Here is a 23202-nt window from a genome sequence, read left to right as displayed (position 1 = left end):
TTTTACGTCTGATGGCGAATAATACCAATCGTAATAAATAACTGATCACCCTAGCTTGTTAAAACACTCGATAACTTCGTTAGATTTTTTGATTGTAGAATAACTACTTATCGAAAAAATCTGCCTTGTTCTCAAGCGTTTTTCCTACGCTATTTTTGATCACTTACTTATCGTGATTGGTATAAAATCTACCTGTTTAGCTCTTCAAAGTGGAACACATTCAATGGAAATTAAAGTTGATTTTCTCGACAATCTTAGGCTTGAAGCTAAGTTTGATGACTTCTCGGTAATCGCCGATCAACCAATTCGTTATAAAGGGGATGGTTCAGCACCAAGCCCATTCGATTACTTTTTAGCGTCGTCAGCTTTGTGCGCTGCGTATTTTGTTAAGGTTTATTGTAACGCGCGTGATATTTCGACCGATGGCATTCGTTTATCACAAAATAATATTGTTGATCCGGAAGATCGTTACAACCAAATTTTCCAAATTCAAGTTGAATTACCAGAGAGCTTATCTGAAAAAGATCGCGAAGGTATTTTACGTTCAATCGACCGCTGTACGGTGAAAAAAGTCGTGCAAACAGGGCCTGAATTTAAAATTGAAACGGTAACCAATTTAGACGAAGACGCGCAAGCCATGTTAATGGTCAAGCCGCAAGATGCAGAAAATACCTTCATTTTGGGCAAAGATTTACCGCTTGAGCAAACCATTGCCAATATGACCAGCATTTTAGCTGAGCTAGGTATGAAGATTGAAATCTCATCATGGCGCAACATTGTACCAAACGTATGGTCGTTGCATATTCGAGATGCGGCCTCGCCAATGTGTTTTACCAATGGTAAGGGTGCAACCAAAGAAAGCGCCTTGTGTTCAGCATTAGGTGAATTTATTGAGCGTTTGAACTGTAACTTCTTCTATAACGATCAATTTTTAGGGGAAGACATCGCCAATAGCGAGTTTGTTCATTATCCCAATGAAAAGTGGTTTAAACCTGATGCAAGTGATGCCTTACCTGAGGGCATTTTAGACGACTATACCCGTGAGATTTATGATCCTGAAGGTGAGCTGCAAGGTTCACATCTGATTGATACAAACTCAGGTAATGTTGAACGTGGTATTTGTGCGATTCCGTATGTCCGTCACTCGGATGGCGAAACGGTGTATTTTCCATCTAACCTGATTGAAAACTTATTTTTAAGTAATGGTATGAGCGCTGGCAATAATTTTGCCGAAGCGAAAGTACAGTGTTTGTCTGAAATTTTTGAGCGTGCAGTAAAACGTCAAATCATTGAGCAAGAAATTGTACTTCCTGATGTGCCACAAGCGGTACTTGATAAATATCCAAGTATTGTTGCTGGTATTAAAGGGCTTGAAGAGCAAGGCTTCCCTGTGGTGGTTAAAGATGCGTCATTAGGTGGTCAATTCCCTGTGATGTGTGTGACGTTAATGAATCCTAAAACCGGTGGTGTATTTGCCTCGTTTGGTGCGCACCCAAGTTTTGAAGTGGCACTTGAGCGCAGCTTAACAGAGTTATTACAAGGTCGCAGTTTTGAAGGCTTAAACGATGTACCAAAGCCTACTTTTAACAGCATGGCGGTATCGGAACCTGAGAACTTTGTTGAACACTTTATTGATTCAACCGGTGTGATTTCATGGCGCTTCTTTAGCAGTAAGTTTGATTATGAATTCTGTGAGTGGGATTTTTCAGGCACTAACGCAGAAGAAACAGAAAGTTTATTCGGTATTTTAAAAGACTTAGGTAAAGAGGCGTATATTGCTGAGTTTTCAGACTTAGGTACGGCATGTCGGATTTTAGTACCTGATTATTCAGAAGTGTACCCAGTGGAAGACTTAATTTGGGACAATACCAATAAAGCGCTGCAATATCGTGCTGATATTTTAAATATCCACTCGTTAAATAAACGTGCTCTTCGCAAGTTAGTGGGGCGTTTAGAAGAAAGCCAGCTTGATAATTACATCGATATTATCACCTTAATTGGTGTTGAATTTGATGAAAATACCGTTTGGGGTCAAGTGACGATTCTTGAGCTTAAGATATTGATTTATTTAGCGCTAGGTGAGCTTGAAGACGCGATTGATTTAGTTGAGTCGTTCTTACAGTTTAATACCAATACTGTGCAGCGTGGTTTGTTTTACCAAGCGGTTCATGCAGTACTTGAAATTGCCTTAGACGATGAACTTGAACTTGATGATTTCATGCATAACTTTAATCGCATGTTTGGTGTTGACGTAATGAAAAATGCGATTGGTACTGTGACTGGTGACGTTAGATTTTATGGTTTAACACCAACCAGTATGAAACTCGAAGGTTTAGAGCGTCATCAACGTCTAATTGATAGTTACAAAAAACTTCATGCGGCACGCGCGGCTAAAGCAAAACGTTAATTGACTGCGCCTGATTTAAAGGTGAGAAGTTAAAAGCTGAAAGCTAAAAATTAAACCCATTAAAAAAGCCAATCTAAGATTGGCTTTTTTGTTTTTTACGAGGTCACAGAGTTGATCTCGTTCAATTAAAACGGGTTACTTAGTGCAAGATACGCGCTTTAATTGTGCCTTCAACCGCACGCAGTTCTTTTAAGGCAATTTCTGAATCATCGGTATCAACGTCAATAACAACATAACCAATGGTTTCATTGGTTTGTAAGTATTGCGCCGCGATATTAATACCATGCTGTGCAAATGCTTGGTTGATTTGCGTTAAAATACCTGGGCGGTTGTGATGCACGTGCAATAAACGACTACGACCGGCCAGTTCTGGCAATGATACTTCAGGGAAGTTAACTGCTGACAGTGTTGAGCCGTTATCTGAATATTTGGCTAGTTTACCCGCAACTTCAATACCAATGTTTTCTTGCGCTTCTTGGGTTGAGCCCCCAATGTGCGGCGTTAAAATCACGTTGTCGAATTCACGCAGTGGCGAAATGAACTCTTCATCATTCGACGTTGGTTCAGTTGGGAATACATCAATTGCTGCGCCTGATAGTTTGTTTTCACGCAAGCTGCTGGCAAGGGCATCGATATCGACCACAGTGCCACGTGATGCATTGATTAAAATGGCACCTTGCTTGATGATTTCAAGCTCGGCAGCACCAATCAGGTTTTTGGTTTGCGGCGTTTCTGGTACGTGTAAACTAATGACATCAGAGGTTTGTAATAGTTGGGTTAGATGATGCACTTGGGTCGCATTACCTAAGCTTAGTTTGTCTTCAATATCATAATATTGCACATTCATGCCGATATTTTCAGCCATGATCCCAAGCTGAGTCCCAATGTGGCCATAACCTATGATCCCTAAGGTTTTACCGCGCGCTTCAAATGAACCGTGAGCTGATTTATCCCACACACCGCGATGTGCTTGAGCATTTTTTTGTGGAATACGACGAAGCAGTAACAAAATTTCGCCGAGTACTAGTTCAGCTACCGAACGTGTATTTGAAAACGGCGCATTGAATACCGCAATACCGCGGGCTTTAGCTGCATCGAGTTCAACTTGATTGGTGCCGATACAAAAGCAACCAATAGCGATTAATTTCTCAGCTGCATCGAGTACTTTTTCTGTTAGATGAGTACGCGAGCGAATACCAATAAAATGCACATCAGCAATTCGCTCAATCAGTTCTTCTTCAGCTAAAGAGGTTTTTACATATTCAATATTGCTGTAACCGTGGCGCTTAAGTGTTTCTACGGCGCTTTGGTGTAAACCTTCTAACAATAAAATTTTAATTTTATCTTTTGCTAACGAAACCTTATTACTCATCCTCATTCCTCAGTTTATTTCAGTATTTTTGGTCCATCAGGGGTGCCTACAATGACAACATCTGCACCACGAGCGGCAAATAAGCCGTTAGTGACTACCCCCACGATTTGATTAATTTGTTGCTCTAACTGTTTTGCTTGGCTTATTTGTAGATTAAACACATCTAAGATGACATTACCGTTATCGGTGACAACACCTTGGCGATACATTGGGTCGCCGCCTAGTTTTACTAATTCTCTTGCTACATAGCTGCGTGCCATTGGAATGACTTCAACGGGTAATGGGAAATCACCTAGTACGTCAACTTGCTTGCTGCTATCGACAATACAAACAAACTTTTTAGCGACTGCGGCGACTATCTTTTCACGCGTAAGTGCTGCGCCACCGCCTTTGATCATTTCGTTGTTGGCATTAATTTCGTCAGCACCATCAACATAAACGCTTAAACCATCGACATCATTGAGTTCAAATATCTCAATGCCAAGCGCTTTTAATTTCACTGTTGACGCTTCTGAACTTGAAACAGCGCCACGAATATCCTCTTTTATCGTGCCAAGGGCATCAATAAAGTGGTTGACGGTTGAACCCGTGCCAACACCAATAATGCTGCCTTTTTCTACGTATTCGAGTGCAGCCCAAGCGGCGGCTTTTTTCATTTCATCTTGTGTCATTACAGTCATCTCCAGAACGGGTAAAATTTGGGTGCTCAGTATATAAATTTTTTAACTACCAACGGTAGTTAAATTCAGGGGTTGCTATCCACTTCAGTGGAATATCCCAACTTTCGCAAGGTAACGTGGCTACTTTTTGGCATTCGTGAGCAAGACCAATCACTATCGGTTTTTGCCATTGCTCTTGATAATATTTGGCCAAAGTACGGTCGTAAAAACCACCACCCATTCCTAATCGGTTGCCTTGTTCATCAAACGCGACCAGTGGCGTAAAAATGATGTCAAGCTGTTCAACCGGGCAAATTTGACTGCAATTTAACTTGGGCTCAAAGATACCATAGCGATTAGTGGTCATGGGTGAATTTTTTTCATACTTTTGAAAGAGTAAATAGCCCTTTGAGAAGGGGTGTATTACTGGTAAAAATAGAGTGTGGTTTTCGGCTTGTAGCGCTTGAATTAATTCGTTTGTACCTAGCTCTCCGTCGTTAGTTAGGTAGAGGGCTATTTTTGCGTTTTTATAGGGTTTTAGTTGTTGAATTAAATTCACCTTAAGCTGTTTTTCGGCTTTTATTTGTTGTGATTGAGTGAGTGAGTTGCGTTTTTTTCGCACGAGATCTCGGATTTCATCTCTTTTCAAGGAATAATTCTCTATCGAAAAATGGGATGAGCTTGATGAAAGCTCATGGTTTAGAGCTGTAAAAGCTCAGGATATAATAAGCTAAGTAAGAGCAGTGCGATTAATAAAAGTAAAATACCGCCACCAATTAAGATAAATAATTTATTAGATCGTTTTTGAATGGGGGCATTAAGGTCTTCTTCAAAATCAAGCGGTTCAGCGTGAAGTTCTGGTTCTAAATCATCGTCTAAGTCGGGGAGCTTTGCATTTTGAGTTTGCGCTAACTCATCTACTTTTTCTTCTAAACGAATTAGGCTGGTGGTGATGTAATCGAGCGCGTTAATTATTTTTAAATCACGTTCTTTTTGACCAGCATCAGAGTCTTTAGTCAGGGAAATCGCTGGCTCGGGTTGTATTAGCTTTACTTGTATTCCGACGCTGGCAAATATTTTTTGTTGTTTGAGTGCTTTGTCTACAGTGGTTGCATTAAATGCTTCGTCACCTTGTAGGAATTTAGCAATAGTGGCGTCGCTTAATTTAAATTTAGCTTGCAGCAGTTGCTTTGCTTGTTGCACGGTGAGTGGGGCGCTTAGTGCCTCAAAGACTACTTTACAGGTATCGCTCATTGATCATTCTCATTGGCAAAGTCGAGTTTAAATTATATACCAAACTTGGCAAAAAATGCGAGGTAGGGCAAGCGATGAATGTAAATATGTCTTAGATTTTATTGGTATTTTATAATTTAACGTGAAGTGGATTTAGTCAAGGCTGTGCTCAGTGAAGGCGCTTAGCCTGTGAAACAAGCTAAGCGATTTGGCTTAATATTTTGCAGCTGCGCCCGCAGGAGGCGTTGCATGCTTGATAAAGTCTCGTAAATCATTGTTTGAAAGTTTTAAATCATCGCGACGCAAGTACATCATATGCCCACTGCGATAGCCTTTAAAACTTAAGCGATCTTGCATCTTCCCACTTGGGTCAAGTTGCCACAAGGTGTATTTAGCATCAAAATAATTGGTTGCACCATCGTAATAACCAGCTTGTACCATCACTTTTAGGTAGGGATTTTGCGCCATTGCTAGGCGTAAGTTTTCGCCCGCTTTGTTATTGCTTCTATCCCATGGATGAACTGAACCAAACATGTTGTATTTAATGTCGGTTTTGTAATTAAGTTCTTGGCTTAAATACCAGTTAATCGCAGGTGTGAATGAGTGCAACCAAGAGGTGAGTTCTGGCCAGTAATCCGGTGAATCGCCCACTTCTTTTTTATCGAGTCCTAAATAACGCGAATCAAGTCTGCCAATGGTGTGTCCTTTGTCGCGTAGTAATTCTTTCCAAAAAAAGCTTGGGGCAATATCGAGATTGTTTTGCAACACAACTTCCGTACTTAACCCACTAAAATAAGCCATTTTCGCTGCAATACGTTGTTTTTCTTCCGGGGCTAAAAAGCCTCCTCGGGCAATTGCAGGCATTAATTGATCAAGGGTAAATTGTTCAGCTTGAGCGAGTACAGCATCTAAATCGAGCTTTTGCAGTTCAGGATTGAGTGCTTTGTGATACCAAGCGGCAGCGGTAAAGTAGGGTAAGCGATTTGCCGCATCAACCGGGCCTTCGCGTTTAATGCCGATATCGGTTGGTGACACCAAAATAACGCCATTTAAATACATCCATTGTTGATTTTGTAGTTCGTGTGCCAAGCCTGCTACGCGAGTAGTACCATAGCTTTCGCCAATTAAAAACTTAGGTGATAGCCAGCGATCGTTACGACTAACAAAGGTATTGAGCCATTCAGCAAGGTATTTTATGTCGGCATTAACCCCAAAAAATTGTTTTTGCTGGTCAGTTTTGCTTGGTAATTTACCGTCTTTATTTTTTAGCACTCGAGAATAGCCGGTATTAACCGGATTAACATATAAAATATCAGCGACATCGAGTACAGAATAAGGATTCGCTTTAACCCCATAAGGTTGAACTGGGTAACCTTCATCATCAATATTTAAAATACGTGGGCCAGTATAAGCAAGGTGCATCCACACTGAAGCAGAACCCGGGCCGCCATTAAATGAAATTAACAACGGGCGCTTACTGTAGTCTTTCACTGCTTGACTTTGATAATAAGTATAGTGAAGGGTGGCAATGGCTTGGCCTTCTTCATCCCACACCGGCTGGGTGCCAGTGGTAGCCGAGTAATTAATTGTGTCACCATTGATTTTTACTTTATGGGTGGTGGTGACTTTACTTTCGGCTTCAATTTCTCTGCTTGAGGCATAGCTCAATTGGCTGATCACCAGTAACAAGACCAGCGTGCTTTTTAACAGGTTCATAACTTTCTCTCGTAATGATAGATATGTTATTAAAAGCAACTCTTAGACAAAAAACAAAGTTCTTGAGACTGATGACCAATTTTTAAGTTAAAGTTAACGATGCGTAACACAATCTACAAAAGGTCTTACCGCATCTATTAGGCTTTTAATTGCATCTCTTTGATATAAAATTCCTTTTTTTGCCAATCGATTATCTGCAAGTTGACAATTTTGTGGTCTGGCTGCTTGGCCAACTGCGTTATTCATAGCTGTAATTAGGCTTTTATCATAGCCAAATGCATCAGCCAGCGCGCACGCTAATTGAAATTTGGTATAAGGCGTAGTATCTGAAATATGAAATACGCCACCGCGCTGCGATACATCAAGTTCGCACATGATGGCTTTAAGTGTGTTTGCTATGTCGTCTACATGGGTTGGATAGCGGATTGCCCAATTATCCATTTTTGGTGCATCGCTTTGAATGAGTTGCTGCCAAGTAATGGTGAGGGCTGATTCATCTATTTTTTCGACTGCACCATATAACACTGGAATACGCACCACATTGTGCTGCGGGTAGGCGAGCACCGCTTGTTCGGCTTGGTATTTTGACATGCCGTAGTCATTGAGTGGTGCAGGTTGCGCGGTTTCTGCATAAGGTGGGGCTGTACCATCAAAGACATAATCACTGCTGATAAAAAATAGCTCGACGTGATACTTATCACATAATTGCGCCAAGGCCTGCGGCAGGCTGACATTGAGTTGTTGGGTGAGGGTTGGATTTTCGAGGCAGACTTCAGGGCGACGCTCTGCCGCTGCGTGAATTAAATAATCTGGTTTTTGAGCGACCAATAATGCCTCAAGGGCGCTAAAGTCTGTGAGGTCTAGCGCGATTAGCGAGCCGCTTGCTCGTGAAAAGGCGGTGCCAATTACATCAAAGTCGGTAGAAAAAACATTAAAGAGTGCGCGCCCAAGCAAGCCACTTGCGCCAGTGATGATGATTTTTTTCATTGGTTTCTCAGTTGTTAAATTTGCAACAAATTGTTACATTCGCCGCACTGTTCGCATCGGTTTTCATAATAAAGTGTTATGTTAACTTTGATAAGTGTTTAGCCATAAGAAGTTGAGAGTAACAATGCAGCGAGTATTAATTGTTGAAGACAGTAAAGTTGTTCAACAGGTTTTAAGGCATTTAGCTGCCCAGTGGCTAGAAATTGAGGTTGATTTTGCATGGTCTTTGCGAGAGGCCGCAGGATTGATTAAACACCATACTTATGCATTGGCATTGGTCGACTTAACCTTACCTGATGCGCCTAATGGTGAAGTTGTTAAACTGATGATGAAATCGTCCATACCGACCGTGGTGCTGACCTCGGCTATCGATGAATACAAACGATTGCAAATGATAGAAATGGGCGTGATTGACTATGTACTTAAAGATAATCGTGATTCGTACATTTACGCGATTAAATTATTAGCCCAGCTATTGCGTAACCAAGGCAGCAAAGTACTGGTCGCAGATGATTCAAAAACTAGCCGAAACATGATGCGCCAAATGCTTGAGCAGTTGTTGTATCAGGTGGTCGAAGCGGCTGATGGCGAAGAGGCGCTCGCCATGCTGACCGAAGATCCCAGTATCAAGCTATTGCTGACAGATTTTGCAATGCCAAAAATGGATGGCTTTGAGCTTGCTAAAGCAATTCGACATCGTCGTGGTCGTGATGAATTGGCAATTATTGGTATTTCTGCGTCGGGGAGCCAAAGTTTATCTGCCAAATTTATTAAATATGGTGCGAATGACTTTTTGATTAAACCGTTTATGCCTGAAGAGTTTCATTGTCGGGTGATGCAGACTATGGAACAGCTCAATATGATTGGTAAAATTAAAGAGGCGGCTAATCGTGATTATTTAACTAATTTATATAATCGCCGTTACTTTTATCAGCAAGCACAATACCAACTAAAACATGAGCCTAATCAGCATACGCTGTTTTTAGCCATGATAGACATTGATTATTTTAAACAAATTAATGATACCTACGGTCATCAAGCGGGTGACGAAGTGCTAGTTAGTTTGTCTGGCCTGTTGCAACAACATTTTCCGCATTTTTTAAGTGCGCGTTTAGGAGGGGAGGAATTTGCCCTTTTATTTACTGCTGAAGATACCGCAGGAGCTAAAGATTTAATGGATGAATTTCGATTTTTTATTTCAAATCGATTGTTTAGTTTTGCCGAACAGCCCATAGCGGTTTCTATTAGTATTGGAGTGGCTGTGGTTAATGGCACAGCGCTTGAGCAGTGTATCCAGCAGGCAGATTTGGCGCTTTACGACGCAAAAGGGCAAGGGCGGAACCAAGTGGTGTTGTTTGAAGAGCAAGCGCAATGCATCAATGAGGTTTGATGCATTGCTGATTACTTAAATTTTAAAGTTGTGTAAATTCAAGTAATTGTTTTAATTTGGTTGCTTGGCGGCGGGAAATCTCAATGGTTTGGCCATTCGTTAATGTCGCAAGCAACCCATAACCGATTGATTGTTCCATGCTTGTAATCGCATCCAGGCGAACGATGTCAGAGCGGCTCGCTCTAAAATAGTTGGCTTCATCGAGTTTCTTTTCAATTTTGTTTAAAGAGCTGTGTAAATATGCTTTGCCGTGAGGGGTGTAAATAGCGGCATGATTACCAATTGATTCAAAACGGATGATTTCGTTGAGTTGAATAATGCGCATTTTCTCACCGTATTTCACCATAAGCTTATGATCATCAGGGAGCGAGGTTTTTATTTTTGCTTGCTCAACCCGTTTTTCTAACTTAGTGATACTTTCAGCGAGGCGTTCTGGATTAACCGGTTTAACTAAATAGTCCATTGCATTTAACGAAAAAGCATCGACTGCAAATTGGTCGTACGCAGTACAAAATATGATATTTACATCATCACCTAGGGTTTCTGCAAGCTCAAGGCCTGTCACTCCTGGCATATGAATATCTAAAAAAATGGCATCGGGTTTTTGTTCTGCAATTTTTTCTTTTGCTTCGTCGGCATTTTTTGCTTCGTCGATGATCTCAATTTGGCTGTGTTTGGCTAATAAACGTTTTAGCTCGTTACGGGCAAGACGTTCATCATCAACAATGATTACTTTAATGGTCATAATTAAGCGTTAACTCCATTTTATAGCTATTTTTAGTGAGTGTTTGGGTCAATGTTGGCGTTAAATTCGGTGCGATAAAAGTGAGTTCATGGCTAAAGTTTATTTCGCCAGCTTTTACCTGTGGTGTTTGAACAAGCTCTAAGGTAAACGTTATTTTTTTATCTTCTTGAATGCAATGAAGTGATAACCGATTGTGCGACACGCTATAAATATCTTTTTCATGGCAAATGCGCTCAACCAGAGGCAGTAAAAGAGACTGAACTAATACGTTGTGTTTACTGACATTCGATATGGTGATATTGCTCTCGAGGCGTTCTTCTAGGCGCAATGTTTCAAGGTTAAGGTAGTGTTGTACAAACGTAAGTTCTTCAAGGACATCGGTTTGATTTTTACCATCAGCTAATTTAAATCGTAATAGTTGTGCAAGCTCACTTAAAAGCTCGCTAGCTTTGTCTTGATCTTCAAAAATAGTGTAACGAATAGCGTTCATACTATTAAAAATGAAGTGTGGGTTTAACACTGAATCGGTATTGCTATCAAACATAAAGTCGCTTTTAAAATAATAAGAACGCGCTTCAATTTATGAGGCGTAACTGTAAATAAGTGTAAAAGTATTCAACTTATTTGCCTACTGTTAAATGACAGAAGGTAAATTATCAGGATGAATGGTCGCTTGTGTTTTTATCGGTACGGTTAAAATAAGCTTATGGCTTGTTTTATCTTTAATTGATACGAGTTGTGCGTCATGTTTGAAAATAAACACCAATCGCCGCTGAATATTCCGAAAGTATGCCATATCTAACTTGCGTTTTTTTACTGACGTATGCAGCAGGACAATTTGATATTGATGGTTTGTCACTTTACCTGTCAGTGATAATGCATGGCTAGGCTGAAGTGCGTTTTTCAATATGTGCGACACCATAAAAATTAACGTCATGGTCGGTAATTCAACAAGTTGGCTTTGCTGTTCAAAGTTGATATGGATTTCATTAGGGGCTTTGCCTTGCAATTTAAGTAAGCCTAGATAGTTATTTAAACTTGCAAGCTCTTGTTCAATTTTGCCGGTGTTATTGTTACTGGCTGTTAAATTATAGCGAAATAATTCAGAGGCTTGGGTTACAACATCGGCGGCCTGTTCTGCATCGACATCAATGGTTTTTTTAATGACATCCATTGTATTGTAAAGAAAGTCGGGGTTAATTTGATTGATAAGAATTTTAAGCTCTTGAGTTTCAATCACTTCTTTTAATTTTTGGTAGTTTCTGCCACTAACAATAATTACATATACTAAAACCCAGCTTACAGTATGGCCCCAGTAACTAAAAAAACTGAGTAATATTAAGGTTGGGTAGCTTGGTTGTTCTATATCTTTAAAAAGCGAGGCCAGTAATTGCTCTATGGTGTAAGGAGCAAAAATCAAAAATAACCACTCAAGCAGCATGTAGCAAATAGTTGCAGTGATGGTTATGGTAAATAGCCATAACAGCTGCATTTTTATGGTGCGTATTTTACCTTCTTTAGCTTTGTACATTCCTCGTACAAGGACATGAAATGTAATAAAGAAATTTATGCAGCTCACTAGTCCTTGCCCTACGATAAAGGGCTTGCTTGCTATTTCATTTAAAGTGACAAATGAGGAGTAAATGTAATAAATAAATAACAACACAAAAGAGAGGCCTAAATACTGCCAATAGCGTTTACCTGTTCGGGTGAGATAAGTCCAATCCATATTATGTGTTCTTTATTGGTAAGGTAATACGTGCAATAAAATGATCGTTGATGTGCTCGGTTGTGACGATGGCATCATCATTGTACATCAGCCCCATACGCTGTTTTAAGTTGGTTAATCCGGTTCCTGTTCCGCTGGGTTTATAAGAACCTTGATAAAGCGGATTAGAGACAACGAGCTGCCAATTTTTGTCAAATAAATAAGCATCAATTTTCAATAAACTAGCTTCAACTCGAGGGGCAATACCATGTTTAATGGCATTTTCTAGTAAGGTAAGCAAGCCCATGGTAGGAATGGGGAGTGATAAACATTCATCGGGAATATTAATTTCAATTAACAGCCGCTCTTCAAGTCGAGTCTGTTCAATATCAAGATAAAACTCACATACAGTTAGTTCATCTTTGAGAAAAATGGTGGGTTTTTGTTTTGAACTTAAATTATAACGAAACAGTTCAGTGAGTTTATCGACCAGCTCTTTTGCAATTTCTTTGTTTTCAAAAATCATGCCTCGAATACTGTTCATTGAGTTAAATAAAAAGTGAGGGTTTAACTGACTCATTAAAAGCGCCAACTGACCTTCTTGAACTTTTTGCTGAATTGCCAAACGATTGCGTAGCCCTGTGAAGGCGAGATAGGCTAATCCCCACATTAGATATAATAATGTCACTACAAGAGTTTTAATTAGCAGCTTAGTTGCTTCCCATGAGGGTTGGAAGAGATCGTGCTCGCGTAACACTAGCTTGTGCTCTGTACCTAAACGAAATGCGCTCGTCAAATAATCTATTTTAGGATTGAACAGCGCTTCAAAAGTGTGGCTTAGGGTTATGTCGAAAAGCATGGCAAGAATGGCTGAAATAAACAGGGTTTTTATAATCGTTTTTTTGAGTGCGTTTTCGGGCAATAAATATTTTTGTGGTGCACGGACAATGAAATGAGTGAGTAACACAAAAAGTAAGGAGTTAAAGGTTATTTGGCTCAAGACAACCCAGTCGGGATATACCGCTAAGGTATGCTCTAAACCCGATGCAAATTGCAAACTAAACAAGGCTACGGCAGTTAAACCTTGCAGAACCCAATAAGTCATTCCTTGATTATTCCTTTTTAAATTAGCCAGTTCCCTCCGAGTCTATGCTAGATGGAGGTGAAATCAAAGAGGCTATAGTGTGCTAAAAATATCAATAAATCAATCTGTAACTAAATTCGGAATTAAGACGCTGTTTATAAAAATACAATGACAGAGTATCAATGCACCACGATAGGCTACGTTGTTTGATTGTTGCACAAATATGGTGCGAACATGCTGCTAAATTGTTAATTGTTTTTTGTAAGTGAATGAAATAAATAACTTTTAAATATTGGCACAAAGGTTGGATTAACTTGTTATCAACAGATAAATAAAAACGATAACGAGGGCTCACTAGATGAAAATGATTAGTGCAATTATAAAGCCGTTTAAATTAGATGATGTGCGTGAAGCCTTGTCTGATTTGGGGGTAGAGGGGATGACGGTAGTTGATGTCAAAGGATTTGGTCGTCAACGAGGTCATACAGAGTTGTATCGCGGAGCTGAATATCAAGTCGATTTTATCCCAAAAGTGAAAATTGAAATTGCAACGCGCAGTGACAATTTAGATCGCATTGTTGAAGCAATCACAAGAGTGGCTTCAACAGGCAAAATAGGTGATGGAAAGATTTTTGTTTATGACTTAGAGCAAATCGTGCGGATCCGTACCGGCGAATTAGACGAAGAAGCCATTTAAGGGGTAGCAAATGGAAAACACGGTAATTGAATTAAAATTCGCGCTTGATACGTTTTATTTTTTAGTATCGGGCATATTAGTGATGTGGATGGCGGCTGGCTTTGCAATGCTTGAAGCTGGCTTGGTACGCTCTAAAAATACCACTGAAATTTTGACTAAAAATGTCGCTTTGTATGCGATAGCCTGCACCATGTTTTTATTGGTTGGTTACAACATTATGTATGTGAATAACCCTGAAGGTGGCGTTCTCCCATCTTTTGGCTCTTTAATGGGCACACAAGCAAGTGATGCAAACCATTCTCTAGAGTCGGATTTTTTCTTTCAAGTTGTATTTGTTGCCACTGCGATGTCGATTGTGTCGGGTGCGGTAGCTGAACGTATGAAATTATGGGCTTTCTTAGCGTTTTGTGTCGTGATGACGGGTTTTATTTATCCACTTGAAGGTTATTGGACTTGGGGTGGCGGCTTTTTATCGAAACTTGGTTTTGTTGACTTTGCAGGCTCAGGCATTGTTCATATGGCGGGCGCTTCAGCAGCTTTGGCAGGGGTATTATTATTAGGTGCTCGTAAAGGTAAATATGGTAAAAATGGTGAAATTTACCCAATACCAGGCTCGAATTTACCACTTGCAACACTAGGCACGTTTATTTTATGGATGGGATGGTTTGGTTTTAATGGTGGCTCACAGTTAATGCTCTCTGATGCCGAAAACTCAACCGCAATTGGTAAAATCATGGTTAATACCAACGCAGCAGCAGCAGCGGGTGCAATTGCAGCCTTGTTTGTGTGTAAAATTTTATGGGGTAAAGCAGATTTAACCATGGTGTTAAATGGTGCCCTTGCTGGTTTAGTTGTTATTACTGCAGATCCTGCATCTCCTTCACCAGTCTTGGCTTTATTACTGGGCGCGTTAGGTGGGTCGCTTGTGGTCTTTAGCATTGTATTTTTGGATAAAGTAAAAATTGATGATCCTGTAGGTGCGATTTCAGTCCATGGGGTGTGTGGTGTGCTTGGTTTAATGCTTGTGCCGCTGTCAAATGCTGATGCGACTGTTGTGAATCAATTAATTGGTACGGTGACAATTTTTGGTTTTGTTTTTATCGCATCATTAATTACGTGGTCAATTTTAAAAAGCGTGATGGGTATTCGTGTTTCAGAAGAGGAAGAGATCAACGGTATGGATCAGCATGATTGTGGTGTTGACGCGTATCCCGAGTTTGTAACAGTTCGCAGTAATATATAAATCAGTCATAAGTGTTATCAAAAGCCTATCTCAAGATAGGCTTTTTTTATGGTATTTTTATTATGGTTAGAATTAAATCTTAACTACGCTTAATAAAAATCTAAAGCGGATATCCGAGCAATGATCATTGATACATTAATAGTTGAAGACGATTTATATTTGTGTGATTTATTAAAGTTATCGATGGGAGAGCGATACCGAGTTGATGTTGCTCACAGTATCAGAGAAGCGTTTGAGAAAATCAGAACCAATTCTTATCAAGTTGTTTTACTAGATTATTACCTACCTGATGGTGATAGTCTTCAAGTGGCACAAAGCTTAGCGTTATTATCTACTCGGCCAATTGTATTATTCATTAGCGCCACGAATGAATTAGAAAATAAAATGGCTGCCTTTAATGCTGGCGCTATTGATTGGATAGATAAAACTAGTTTTGCCCCCGCTGTATTGAACTTTAAAATTGAGCAAGCACTTAAATTTCAAAGTAAATACCAGCAAATTTTTATCGCTGAGCAGCAAGCCAGTAAAGCAGTATATACCGCCATGTCTGATTCTTATGTATGGGGAACGACAGCTCGGGCCATTCAAGATTGTTTGATTACATCTTCTATTAATTCGTTTTTACGAAGTTTATTTGCTTTTATGGATGATCTGGATTTAATGGCGACCATTGCCATCAATGAAAACCAAAACTTAACGATGTGGGATAGCCCGGTAGATGTAGCAACGGGCCTTGAGCAAGATTTAATTACCCTTGCGATGCAAAAAGGTGATCGTGTGATCCAAGTAGGGAAACGTTATTTTTTTCAGACTCACAATATTTGTATGTTAATAAAAAATATACCCGATGAAGAGGTTAAAAAAGGCCAACTGCTTGATGTTTTAGCTGCTTATATTGAATGTGTGGAGCAAAAGCTGGTCTCTCTTAATAAAGAGGCCATAAAACAAATTTATTTTAGCAAGGTGGCTGAGGCGCTTGATGTGGTTAAAGCACGAATGCATCAATTTAATAAAGAAACTAATAATATTCAGACTAAGCAGTCTTGGCAGTTTTTTGAGGTATTTAGTCAATTACAATTAACCGATGAAGAAGAGCAAAGCTTGACAGCAGTGACGGACTCTACCTTAATGCAGTTTGAAGAAATGGCACTGGAACACTTTAAGATCGTCAACGAATTGGAGCACGTTATGCTTGAGTTTAAACGCCAGCTTGGATAGGGCACTATTTTTGATATTTTTTACGTAGTCAGAGCAGGCATCTTTTGGTGTTGTGATTGATAAAGGGATCGAACGATAGCATTTGAGCCTGTAAATCACTTTGTGTAACGGTTACTTCTACCAGCTTTATAACCTTGTTTAACAGTCTTATTTTACTTTTCACTTTACTCGCAATGAGTTTGAGTTTAGCGCTACAATATCGATCTATTTTTATCTTGAGTTGCAGCCTGTGTTACCCGTTGAATCTATCTACTGCGAATTAGTCACTCGTTTAAAAACGCAAAAAATTAACTTATTACAAGCGCCACCTGGTGCGGGTAAGTCAACGTGGTTACCGTTGCAGCTCATGCGCGATAATGTATTTGGTAAAATCGTGATGCTTGAGCCTCGTCGGCTCGCAGCACGAAATATTGCCAATTACTTAGCAAGTTGTCAGCAAGAGCCTTTGGGGCAAAGTATTGGTTTACGCATTCGTAATGAGCATGTTTGCTCTGCGGCCACTCGCCTAGAAATTGTGACCGAAGGAGTATTAACTCGCATGTTGCAGCAAGATCCCGAATTAACAGGGATTGATTGCCTGATTTTTGACGAGTTTCATGAGCGTTCATTAGCTGCTGACACAGCTTTAGCTTTTGCGTTAGAAAGCCAACTGGCGTTTCGTGATGATTTAAATATTTTGATCATGTCAGCCACCTTAGACAGCGAAAAAATGGCTGATACGTTAGGGTGTAACGTATTGAGCACTGATGGACGTACCTTCCCAATTAGTGAGCATTACTGGCCTGTTGCTGATGAAAGTCAGTGGTTAACGGCTTTGGTTGGTGCTGTTAAGCATGTGGCAGCGAATGAGGTGGGTAGCTGTTTAGTGTTTTTACCCGGCCAAAAAGAAATTAAATATCTACAGCGTGCTTTAACTGATTTAGATTCATCTATCGAAGTACATGCTTTATTTGGCGAGCAAAATAAGCAGCAGCAAGACATTGCTATTGCGCCCGCTATCGCACCAAAACGTAAAATAGTATTGACCACTAATGTGGCGCAAACTAGTTTGACCATCGAAGGGATCACTGTTGTTATCGATAGTGGCAGGCAGCGCTCAGCCAAATTTAATTTAAAAACTGGCGTTACTGAGCTTGTTACCACACAAATATCTCGTGCTGCTGCAATTCAGCGTGCTGGGCGAGCGGGACGACTGTCAGAGGGTAAAGTATTTCGACTAGGCACATCTGCGCAGTTTGAACGACGCGAAAGTCATGATCAACCCGAAATATTAAGCTGTGATATTAGCCCGTTATTGCTTGAAACTGCGATGTGGGGAGCAGAATTAGAAGATTTAATCTTGCTTAATAAACCTAGCGACGTACAAAGGCAGCAAGCGTGGCAATTATTACTGATGTTAGAGGCGGTTGACGAGCAGCATAAAATCACTGCAATGGGTAAAACAATGCTGGGTTTTGGTACTGATCTTCGTTTAGCCCATATGTTAATTAAAGCCCAGCAACTTGAAAATGAGTATGCTGGCATTTATGTGTTGGCTGTTTATTTGGTCGCCTTGTTTGAAAGTCGGGGTTATCAAGAAGTTGATTTAGCCCAAGCGTTGCATAATCGTAACAATTTAGCGCACCCTCAATTTAAGCAATCGTTACATGCTTGGTTAAGGCGTTTTAAGCTCAGTGCTCCACTTGAGTTAAACACAGAATATTTAGGTATCTTAGTGGCGCTTGCTTATCCCGATCGCATAGCTAAAAAACGTGGTAAAGGTTATTTGCTTGCCAATGGCGCTGGAGCCGATTTATGTGAAGATGCGTTTTATCAAGATGAATATATTGCCATTGCACAGTTAGGTGGGTCCAAAGGGGGTCGAATATTCAGCGCCGCCTCTGTAGCGATATCGCAATTACAAAGCGCATTACCGCATTTATTCAATAACTTAGATGTATGTGATTTTGATGATAAAAGTAATCGCTTTATTGCGGAGCAACGTTTGATGCTCGGTGCAATCTGTATTCATTCTAAAGCAATGGTGGGTGAAATTAATAAAGCCCAGCGCAGCCTAGCTTGGCAGCGATTAGTTACAGAGCGTGGACTCGTGATATTTAATGATTATGCGTCGTCTCTGCAATTACTTGTGCGCTTGAAGATCGCGGGCGAATTATTTACTGAGGTGTTTGCGCCTTTTTCTGAATCATGGTTAGTGAGCAATCAAGCAAGCTGGTTAGCGCCGTATCTTGATGAGATTAAAAGTTATGAACAGCTTAAAAAGCTAAGCTTAAATAACGCATTACTGTCGCTGCTTAATTGGCAGCAAGCCAATCAACTCAATGCCTTATTACCGACAAAGTTGGAAGTGCCAAGTGGTTCCACAATCGGTCTGACTTATCAATTATCGGGCCCTGTTAAGTTATCGGTACGGATGCAAGAAGTGTATGGCTGGTTAAGCAGCCCACAAATAGCGCAGGGCAAAATTGCAGTATTAATGGAGCTTCTTTCGCCAGCAGGGCGTCCTTTGCAGCTAACCCAAGATTTAGCTGGATTTTGGCAAGGAAGCTATAAAGAAGTGCAAAAGGAAATGAAAGGGCGATATCCGAAACATTTCTGGCCTGATGACCCTGGCACTAGCCAAGCCACCAATCGAGTAAAAAGCCGCATGTAAGTATTAAAACTAAGGTTAATTAGTTTTGAAAGCTTATATGGTTCGTGAGAGCCCATTGCCATTGTTGATTAAATTTTGCCATTTCTTGATGACGTTTAGAGGCCAGATGACTCGTTTTGTCTATCACATTTTGAAAATGGCTTATATGACACCAAGTGCAGCCACTGCTGCAATCTAGCGGGGGAATTAAATTTTTACCGACAGGGTGCGCAATGTTGTCACTAAAAACATAACTCCAGCCTTGGGTATCTTTTACGTGTTTATCTCGGTCAACATTTCGCACTTTGTAGCCGCTAAATTGTGTGATATCGAACGGTGTTTTTCCTAAATAATTCAGATTGGTATGCTCTATTAATGCTGTTTCGATATTCCAATGGCTATAAGGCTTAACATCTTTTGAGGTAATAACGGCAAGCCTTTGCCCTAGTGGATCTAAAAAATGTTTAAAGCAGTTGAGTAGATAATGGCGCAGCAATATGCGATTGAGGGTATTTACACTCATGTGCTGGCACTCATTAAAAAAAAGAGCAGCATTATTAAAAGCTGGCACTAATGGAAATTGAAAAATAACTAAGTCAAATTGCTGCGCACTGAAACCTTGCCAAGAGGTCGGGTCCGTTACATCAAAATCAGTGAGTACAGGGATATTGTTTTTATCTAAAAAGTCGAGTTGATTGTCGCTGTATTTTTCGAGCAAAGTGCTGCGGCTATCCAATACTGTAGCACACAGTGCCTGAGGCTTATGGTGCTGCCAAAGCGCAGCAGAAAAAGATAAATCACCATCACCAATAGTAAGAATTCGCCAATCAGGATTAATAATCATACGTCACTCAAAAAATAAATACGTATTATACCTTATTTGCCTAAGCGGCGTTAAATCTTAAATCCGTTTAATCCGAGAGCCTAGTTCTGCAATGTCATCGGTCGCGTCATGAGAGAAAGTAAAGCTTCGACTTGCTTTTGTGGCGACGGCAATATTATTGACTTTTCGTGGTTTAAATTTCCACTGCACAAGCGCTTTCTCGACAGCTTTGGTAAATGCGCGCCTGCCATTGATAAACGAAATGTCTGTAACATTCCCATGTTTATCTATGGTGAAGTTGACCTTGACTTGAGGTTCTTTTGTTCTAATTACAGCTAATTTAGGAAATTCAGGGCTTACAAAATGGATTAGTTTTGGTGCTTGCTCTTTTGCAATGAACGGTTGTTTGTTCGTTATTTTATTATTAATGGTGGTTTTGTGTTTATCCGCAATTGAGGTTGATTTCACATGAGGGGTTATTAGCTCTGTTTTAGCGGCTTGTTGACTGATGAGTGCTGAGTGTTTTGGACTGTTAATTTTTGAGGTTGTTTTAATTTCAATTGTTGGCGGGGTGCGTGCTGTTAACGGTTGAACCTGCTGGTGGGGGGGAATTTGCTTTGTTGTTTTGGTTTTAAGGTGTTGTAGCTCGATTGGTTGTGTTTTATTCAACTCTTCAATAATCGATGTTTTCTGATTTAACAATCGAGTCGCGATTGGCTGTTCAGTTTTTTCAATGTTGTTTGCTTGCTGAGTTGTTACCTCAATTAATGCTGAGGTATTGGGAGCTTGAGAGAGTTTGAGGGTATTTGTTTGTTCAGCCAATAACGATGCGTTTAGTGTTAGATCATTAATGGTTTGTTTAAGTGATGAACTTGTTTGGGCTGCACTGGGTTGCTCAGTATGGAGCAGGGCTAACACTTGCTGAGCACTTATGAAACAGATAAAAGTGAACACCATTAACAAGCCAGCTAAAGCTGATGATGACACGCTATTGTTAGAAGTGCACTGATGTTGAGCGATCATCCGATTGACTCGCTGCACTAGGTCGCCACCTGTGGCTGCCATTGCAAGAGTTGGAATGTGATGAGGTCTAAGTAACTCAGCGTTGGTTAATGTTTTCGCATAAGCGATAGGTGTGCCACAGCAAGATATGGCGAGATCATCGCAACAATACTCTCGCTCAGTTCGGGTCTGTGTCGATAGCCAAAATACAGCCGGATGAAAAAAGAATATAATTTCGACAATCGTTTGAATTAAATTCACGAGGTAATCATGGCGTTTAATATGCGCAAGCTCATGAGCGAGTAGCATTTCAATTTGTTGTAAACTTAAACCTGAACTCATCGACAGTGGTAATAAAATCACAGGTTTAAAGCAGCCAATTACCATAGGTACTTCTACTTTTAAAGAAACTAATAATTTTGTATGTTTATTGGCTTTTAACCTGTGCTGCAAATCAAAGAATAGTTCTTGAAGCTGCATGTTTGGCAAAACACAAAAATGTCGGGGCAACTGATTTGTGTAATAAAGGCCAAGGCTCAGTTTAACACTGAAAAAAATCACCCCAAAAAGCCAAAATAGTGCCATGAGAGGAAAGTAATCTAAAAAATGGGTTTCTAATGTGCTGGTGGTTAATAAATCTGTTGGGATAATAAGCGGTGTATTGTCCGAGAGTGTGACGGCCGCTGCGTTGTTTGTTAAAAATAAATAAGTTAGGCAAGGTGATAAAAAGCAAAGAATTAAAGCCATGATACAAATGAGGTATCGTGCGTGTGCATTTTGGTTGGAAATTAGTTTAAGTAAAACAAACACACCTAACGCAATTGCGCAAGCTTGCCAGATGAAATGAAGCAATACTAAAGAAAGAGTTTGAAAAAATGGGTAATTAATTATGAGTTCAATGACATCCATTTGCGCTGTTTACTATTGTTTTTGTTCTAAGTTATCGAGCAATTTACGAATACTATTGATTTCTTCTTTGCTGGCACTGTCACCCAGCGCTCTTACAACCAAGTTGTATTTAGAGCCGCTAAATGCTTTGTGAAGTAAATCTTTTATGATTGAGTTTTGAGTGTGTATTTCGGAGTTGAATGCTTTATAAAGATGGGCTCGTTGGCTTTCATCTCGTATCACTAAGCCTTTATCGTGCATTATTTGTAGCATTTTAAGCACTGTTGTGTAACCAACAGGTTGTGTTTCTATAAGTTTGGCATGGACATGCTTTACGGATGCGGGTTGAATTTTCCACAGAATATTAAGTAAATTTAATTCGGTTGTAGTTGGTACGGCTTTGGTTTTTTCCATAATTTTGTTCAAAATACTTAATTATTCAACAACCTACTTAATATAAGACTTTTTTCGTAATAAAAAAAGTAGCCCGTTAGTTTTTGTAATTTTTAATTTTTAATTTTTAATTTAGAATTTCAGCCATGTTTTGCTTATAGCGTCGAGATAAGTTTAAACTAGCACCATTTTTAAGGGTTAATAAATAGTCGCCACTTTCAGTTGGTTGTACTTCTTTGATGCTGCGTTTCTTAACTAAAGCAGAGCGATGAATACGAATAAAGCCATGACACGCCATTTTATCAAGCATCGTTGATAAGGTTTCTCGGTGTAAAATTGGACGCGCTTCTTGGGCTAAATGAATTTCGACGTAGTTACCTGCGCCACCAATCCAAATAATTTCATCAGTATCAATAATACGAATACGCCCGGAATCCCTGACTATTATGGAGTCACTTATTTTTTCTGGCTCATAAGATTTATTGAGTAATGCCTGAATTTGCTTAAATGGATAAGCAAATTGGTTTTGATGCAGCTTTTTAAATTTTTCAAATAATTTATGAACTCGTTGTTCACTTAAGGGAGCGACAAGCAAGTCGATAGCTCCAAGATCAAAGGCTTGCATGGCAAAATTTGAATCATTAGATAGAAAAACAATTTTTGTGTGGGTAGGGATAAGGCTAACTAAAATCAGTAGCTCTTCAAATTGAAATAAAGAGTGATTAATGAATACTAGGTCAGCTTGTATATTGTTGCATAAATCGACAACTTCATTCGCATTTTGAGTGACTAATGCTAAGTCAAAATGCGTATCTTGGTTAATCCATTGATTAATCAAGTTGATTTGTTCATCTGATTTATCTGCAATTATTACACTGAACTTGGCCATGATATTCTCCATGTTGTATCACTGAGTACTCTTAAAATATTTATAAATTAGTAACATATACATTTAATACGAAGTAGCTCGTAGGTAATATACGACTCCTTTCGTAATTTGCAATA

General features: G+C 39.8%; 20 protein-coding genes. 6 read left to right on the top strand and 14 right to left on the bottom strand.

The window, feature by feature from the left end:
- Nucleotides 1–223: 223 nt before the first annotated feature.
- A complete protein-coding gene (locus AC3KZC_RS13300) occupies nucleotides 224–2407 on the top strand; it encodes an OsmC domain/YcaO domain-containing protein (protein ID WP_490578812.1) in 2184 nt (727 codons plus the stop codon).
- Between the two features lie 139 nt (nucleotides 2408–2546).
- On the opposite strand, the gene serA is transcribed toward AC3KZC_RS13300, so the two are convergent.
- From serA to AC3KZC_RS13270, 6 genes are all read right to left on the bottom strand, one after another.
- A complete protein-coding gene (serA, locus tag AC3KZC_RS13295) occupies nucleotides 2547–3779 on the bottom strand; it encodes a phosphoglycerate dehydrogenase (RefSeq protein WP_490578813.1) in 1233 nt (410 codons plus the stop codon).
- Between the two features lie 14 nt (nucleotides 3780–3793).
- Nucleotides 3794–4450, bottom strand: coding sequence for a ribose-5-phosphate isomerase RpiA (gene rpiA, locus AC3KZC_RS13290; protein ID WP_490578814.1), 657 nt, complete (start codon nucleotides 4448–4450; stop codon nucleotides 3794–3796).
- Nucleotides 4451–4505: 55 nt separating this feature from the next.
- Entirely contained in the window at nucleotides 4506–5087 is a 582-nt protein-coding gene (locus AC3KZC_RS13285; protein ID WP_490578815.1) for a 5-formyltetrahydrofolate cyclo-ligase, read from the bottom strand.
- A gap of 50 nt (nucleotides 5088–5137) precedes the next feature.
- Nucleotides 5138–5692, bottom strand: coding sequence for a hypothetical protein (locus AC3KZC_RS13280; protein WP_490578816.1), 555 nt, complete (start codon nucleotides 5690–5692; stop codon nucleotides 5138–5140).
- A gap of 192 nt (nucleotides 5693–5884) precedes the next feature.
- Entirely contained in the window at nucleotides 5885–7387 is a 1503-nt protein-coding gene (locus tag AC3KZC_RS13275) for a S10 family peptidase (RefSeq protein ID WP_490578817.1), read from the bottom strand.
- Between the two features lie 93 nt (nucleotides 7388–7480).
- Nucleotides 7481–8374 carry a dTDP-4-dehydrorhamnose reductase family protein gene (locus AC3KZC_RS13270; protein WP_490578818.1) on the bottom strand — a complete coding sequence of 298 codons (894 nt, stop codon included), beginning with the start codon at nucleotides 8372–8374 and terminating at the stop codon, nucleotides 7481–7483.
- Between the two features lie 124 nt (nucleotides 8375–8498).
- Here AC3KZC_RS13270 and AC3KZC_RS13265 point away from each other — a divergent pair, with 124 nt between their 5' ends.
- Complete coding sequence (locus AC3KZC_RS13265) at nucleotides 8499–9764, top strand: diguanylate cyclase domain-containing protein (protein WP_490578819.1); 1266 nt, start codon at nucleotides 8499–8501, stop codon at nucleotides 9762–9764.
- Between the two features lie 22 nt (nucleotides 9765–9786).
- On the opposite strand, the gene AC3KZC_RS13260 is transcribed toward AC3KZC_RS13265, so the two are convergent.
- The 4 genes from AC3KZC_RS13260 to AC3KZC_RS13245 form a co-directional block, all read right to left on the bottom strand.
- On the bottom strand, nucleotides 9787–10509 hold the full coding sequence (locus tag AC3KZC_RS13260; protein WP_490578820.1) for a LytR/AlgR family response regulator transcription factor: 723 nt from the start codon (nucleotides 10507–10509) through the stop codon (nucleotides 9787–9789).
- Nucleotides 10499–11053 carry a histidine kinase gene (locus tag AC3KZC_RS13255; protein ID WP_490578821.1) on the bottom strand — a complete coding sequence of 185 codons (555 nt, stop codon included), beginning with the start codon at nucleotides 11051–11053 and terminating at the stop codon, nucleotides 10499–10501. The genes AC3KZC_RS13260 and AC3KZC_RS13255 overlap by 11 nt, the downstream gene beginning before the upstream one ends.
- Before the next feature lie 90 nt (nucleotides 11054–11143).
- Nucleotides 11144–12238: a histidine kinase gene (locus AC3KZC_RS13250; RefSeq protein ID WP_490578822.1), complete on the bottom strand. Its 1095-nt coding sequence runs from the start codon at nucleotides 12236–12238 to the stop codon at nucleotides 11144–11146.
- A 1-nt stretch (nucleotide 12239) separates the two neighbouring features.
- Nucleotides 12240–13322 (bottom strand): sensor histidine kinase, encoded by a 1083-nt coding sequence (locus AC3KZC_RS13245; RefSeq protein ID WP_490578823.1) that lies wholly within the window; start codon nucleotides 13320–13322, stop codon nucleotides 12240–12242.
- A 337-nt stretch (nucleotides 13323–13659) separates the two neighbouring features.
- Here AC3KZC_RS13245 and AC3KZC_RS13240 point away from each other — a divergent pair, with 337 nt between their 5' ends.
- The 4 genes from AC3KZC_RS13240 (at nucleotide 13660) to hrpB (ending at nucleotide 19112) form a co-directional block, all read left to right on the top strand.
- On the top strand, nucleotides 13660–13998 hold the full coding sequence (locus tag AC3KZC_RS13240) for a P-II family nitrogen regulator (RefSeq protein ID WP_490578824.1): 339 nt from the start codon (nucleotides 13660–13662) through the stop codon (nucleotides 13996–13998).
- A gap of 10 nt (nucleotides 13999–14008) precedes the next feature.
- Nucleotides 14009–15241 (top strand): ammonium transporter AmtB, encoded by a 1233-nt coding sequence (gene amtB, locus AC3KZC_RS13235; RefSeq protein WP_490578825.1) that lies wholly within the window; start codon nucleotides 14009–14011, stop codon nucleotides 15239–15241.
- Between the two features lie 120 nt (nucleotides 15242–15361).
- Entirely contained in the window at nucleotides 15362–16459 is a 1098-nt protein-coding gene (locus tag AC3KZC_RS13230) for a response regulator transcription factor (protein WP_490578826.1), read from the top strand.
- A 229-nt stretch (nucleotides 16460–16688) separates the two neighbouring features.
- The gene (gene hrpB / locus AC3KZC_RS13225) at nucleotides 16689–19112 is read left to right on the top strand and encodes an ATP-dependent helicase HrpB (protein WP_490578827.1); all 2424 of its coding nucleotides are present in this window, start codon (nucleotides 16689–16691) and stop codon (nucleotides 19110–19112) included.
- Between the two features lie 19 nt (nucleotides 19113–19131).
- Here hrpB and AC3KZC_RS13220 read toward each other — a convergent pair whose 3' ends face one another.
- The 4 genes from AC3KZC_RS13220 to AC3KZC_RS13205 all read right to left on the bottom strand — a co-directional run bounded on the left by AC3KZC_RS13220 (nucleotide 19132) and on the right by AC3KZC_RS13205 (nucleotide 23086).
- On the bottom strand, nucleotides 19132–19935 hold the full coding sequence (locus AC3KZC_RS13220; protein ID WP_490578828.1) for a class I SAM-dependent methyltransferase: 804 nt from the start codon (nucleotides 19933–19935) through the stop codon (nucleotides 19132–19134).
- Nucleotides 19936–19992: 57 nt separating this feature from the next.
- Complete coding sequence (locus AC3KZC_RS13215; RefSeq protein ID WP_490578829.1) at nucleotides 19993–21825, bottom strand: TonB family protein; 1833 nt, start codon at nucleotides 21823–21825, stop codon at nucleotides 19993–19995.
- A 12-nt stretch (nucleotides 21826–21837) separates the two neighbouring features.
- Complete coding sequence (locus tag AC3KZC_RS13210; RefSeq protein ID WP_490578830.1) at nucleotides 21838–22218, bottom strand: BlaI/MecI/CopY family transcriptional regulator; 381 nt, start codon at nucleotides 22216–22218, stop codon at nucleotides 21838–21840.
- 106 nt (nucleotides 22219–22324) lie between these two features.
- Entirely contained in the window at nucleotides 22325–23086 is a 762-nt protein-coding gene (locus tag AC3KZC_RS13205; RefSeq protein WP_490578831.1) for a LytR/AlgR family response regulator transcription factor, read from the bottom strand.
- Between the last annotated feature and the right edge of the window lie 116 nt (nucleotides 23087–23202).

Source organism: Pseudoalteromonas sp. J2K-J031, from assembly GCF_058197095.2.
Note: the sequence above shows the minus strand (reverse complement) of the source record. Positions and strands in the feature narration are given on the sequence as shown.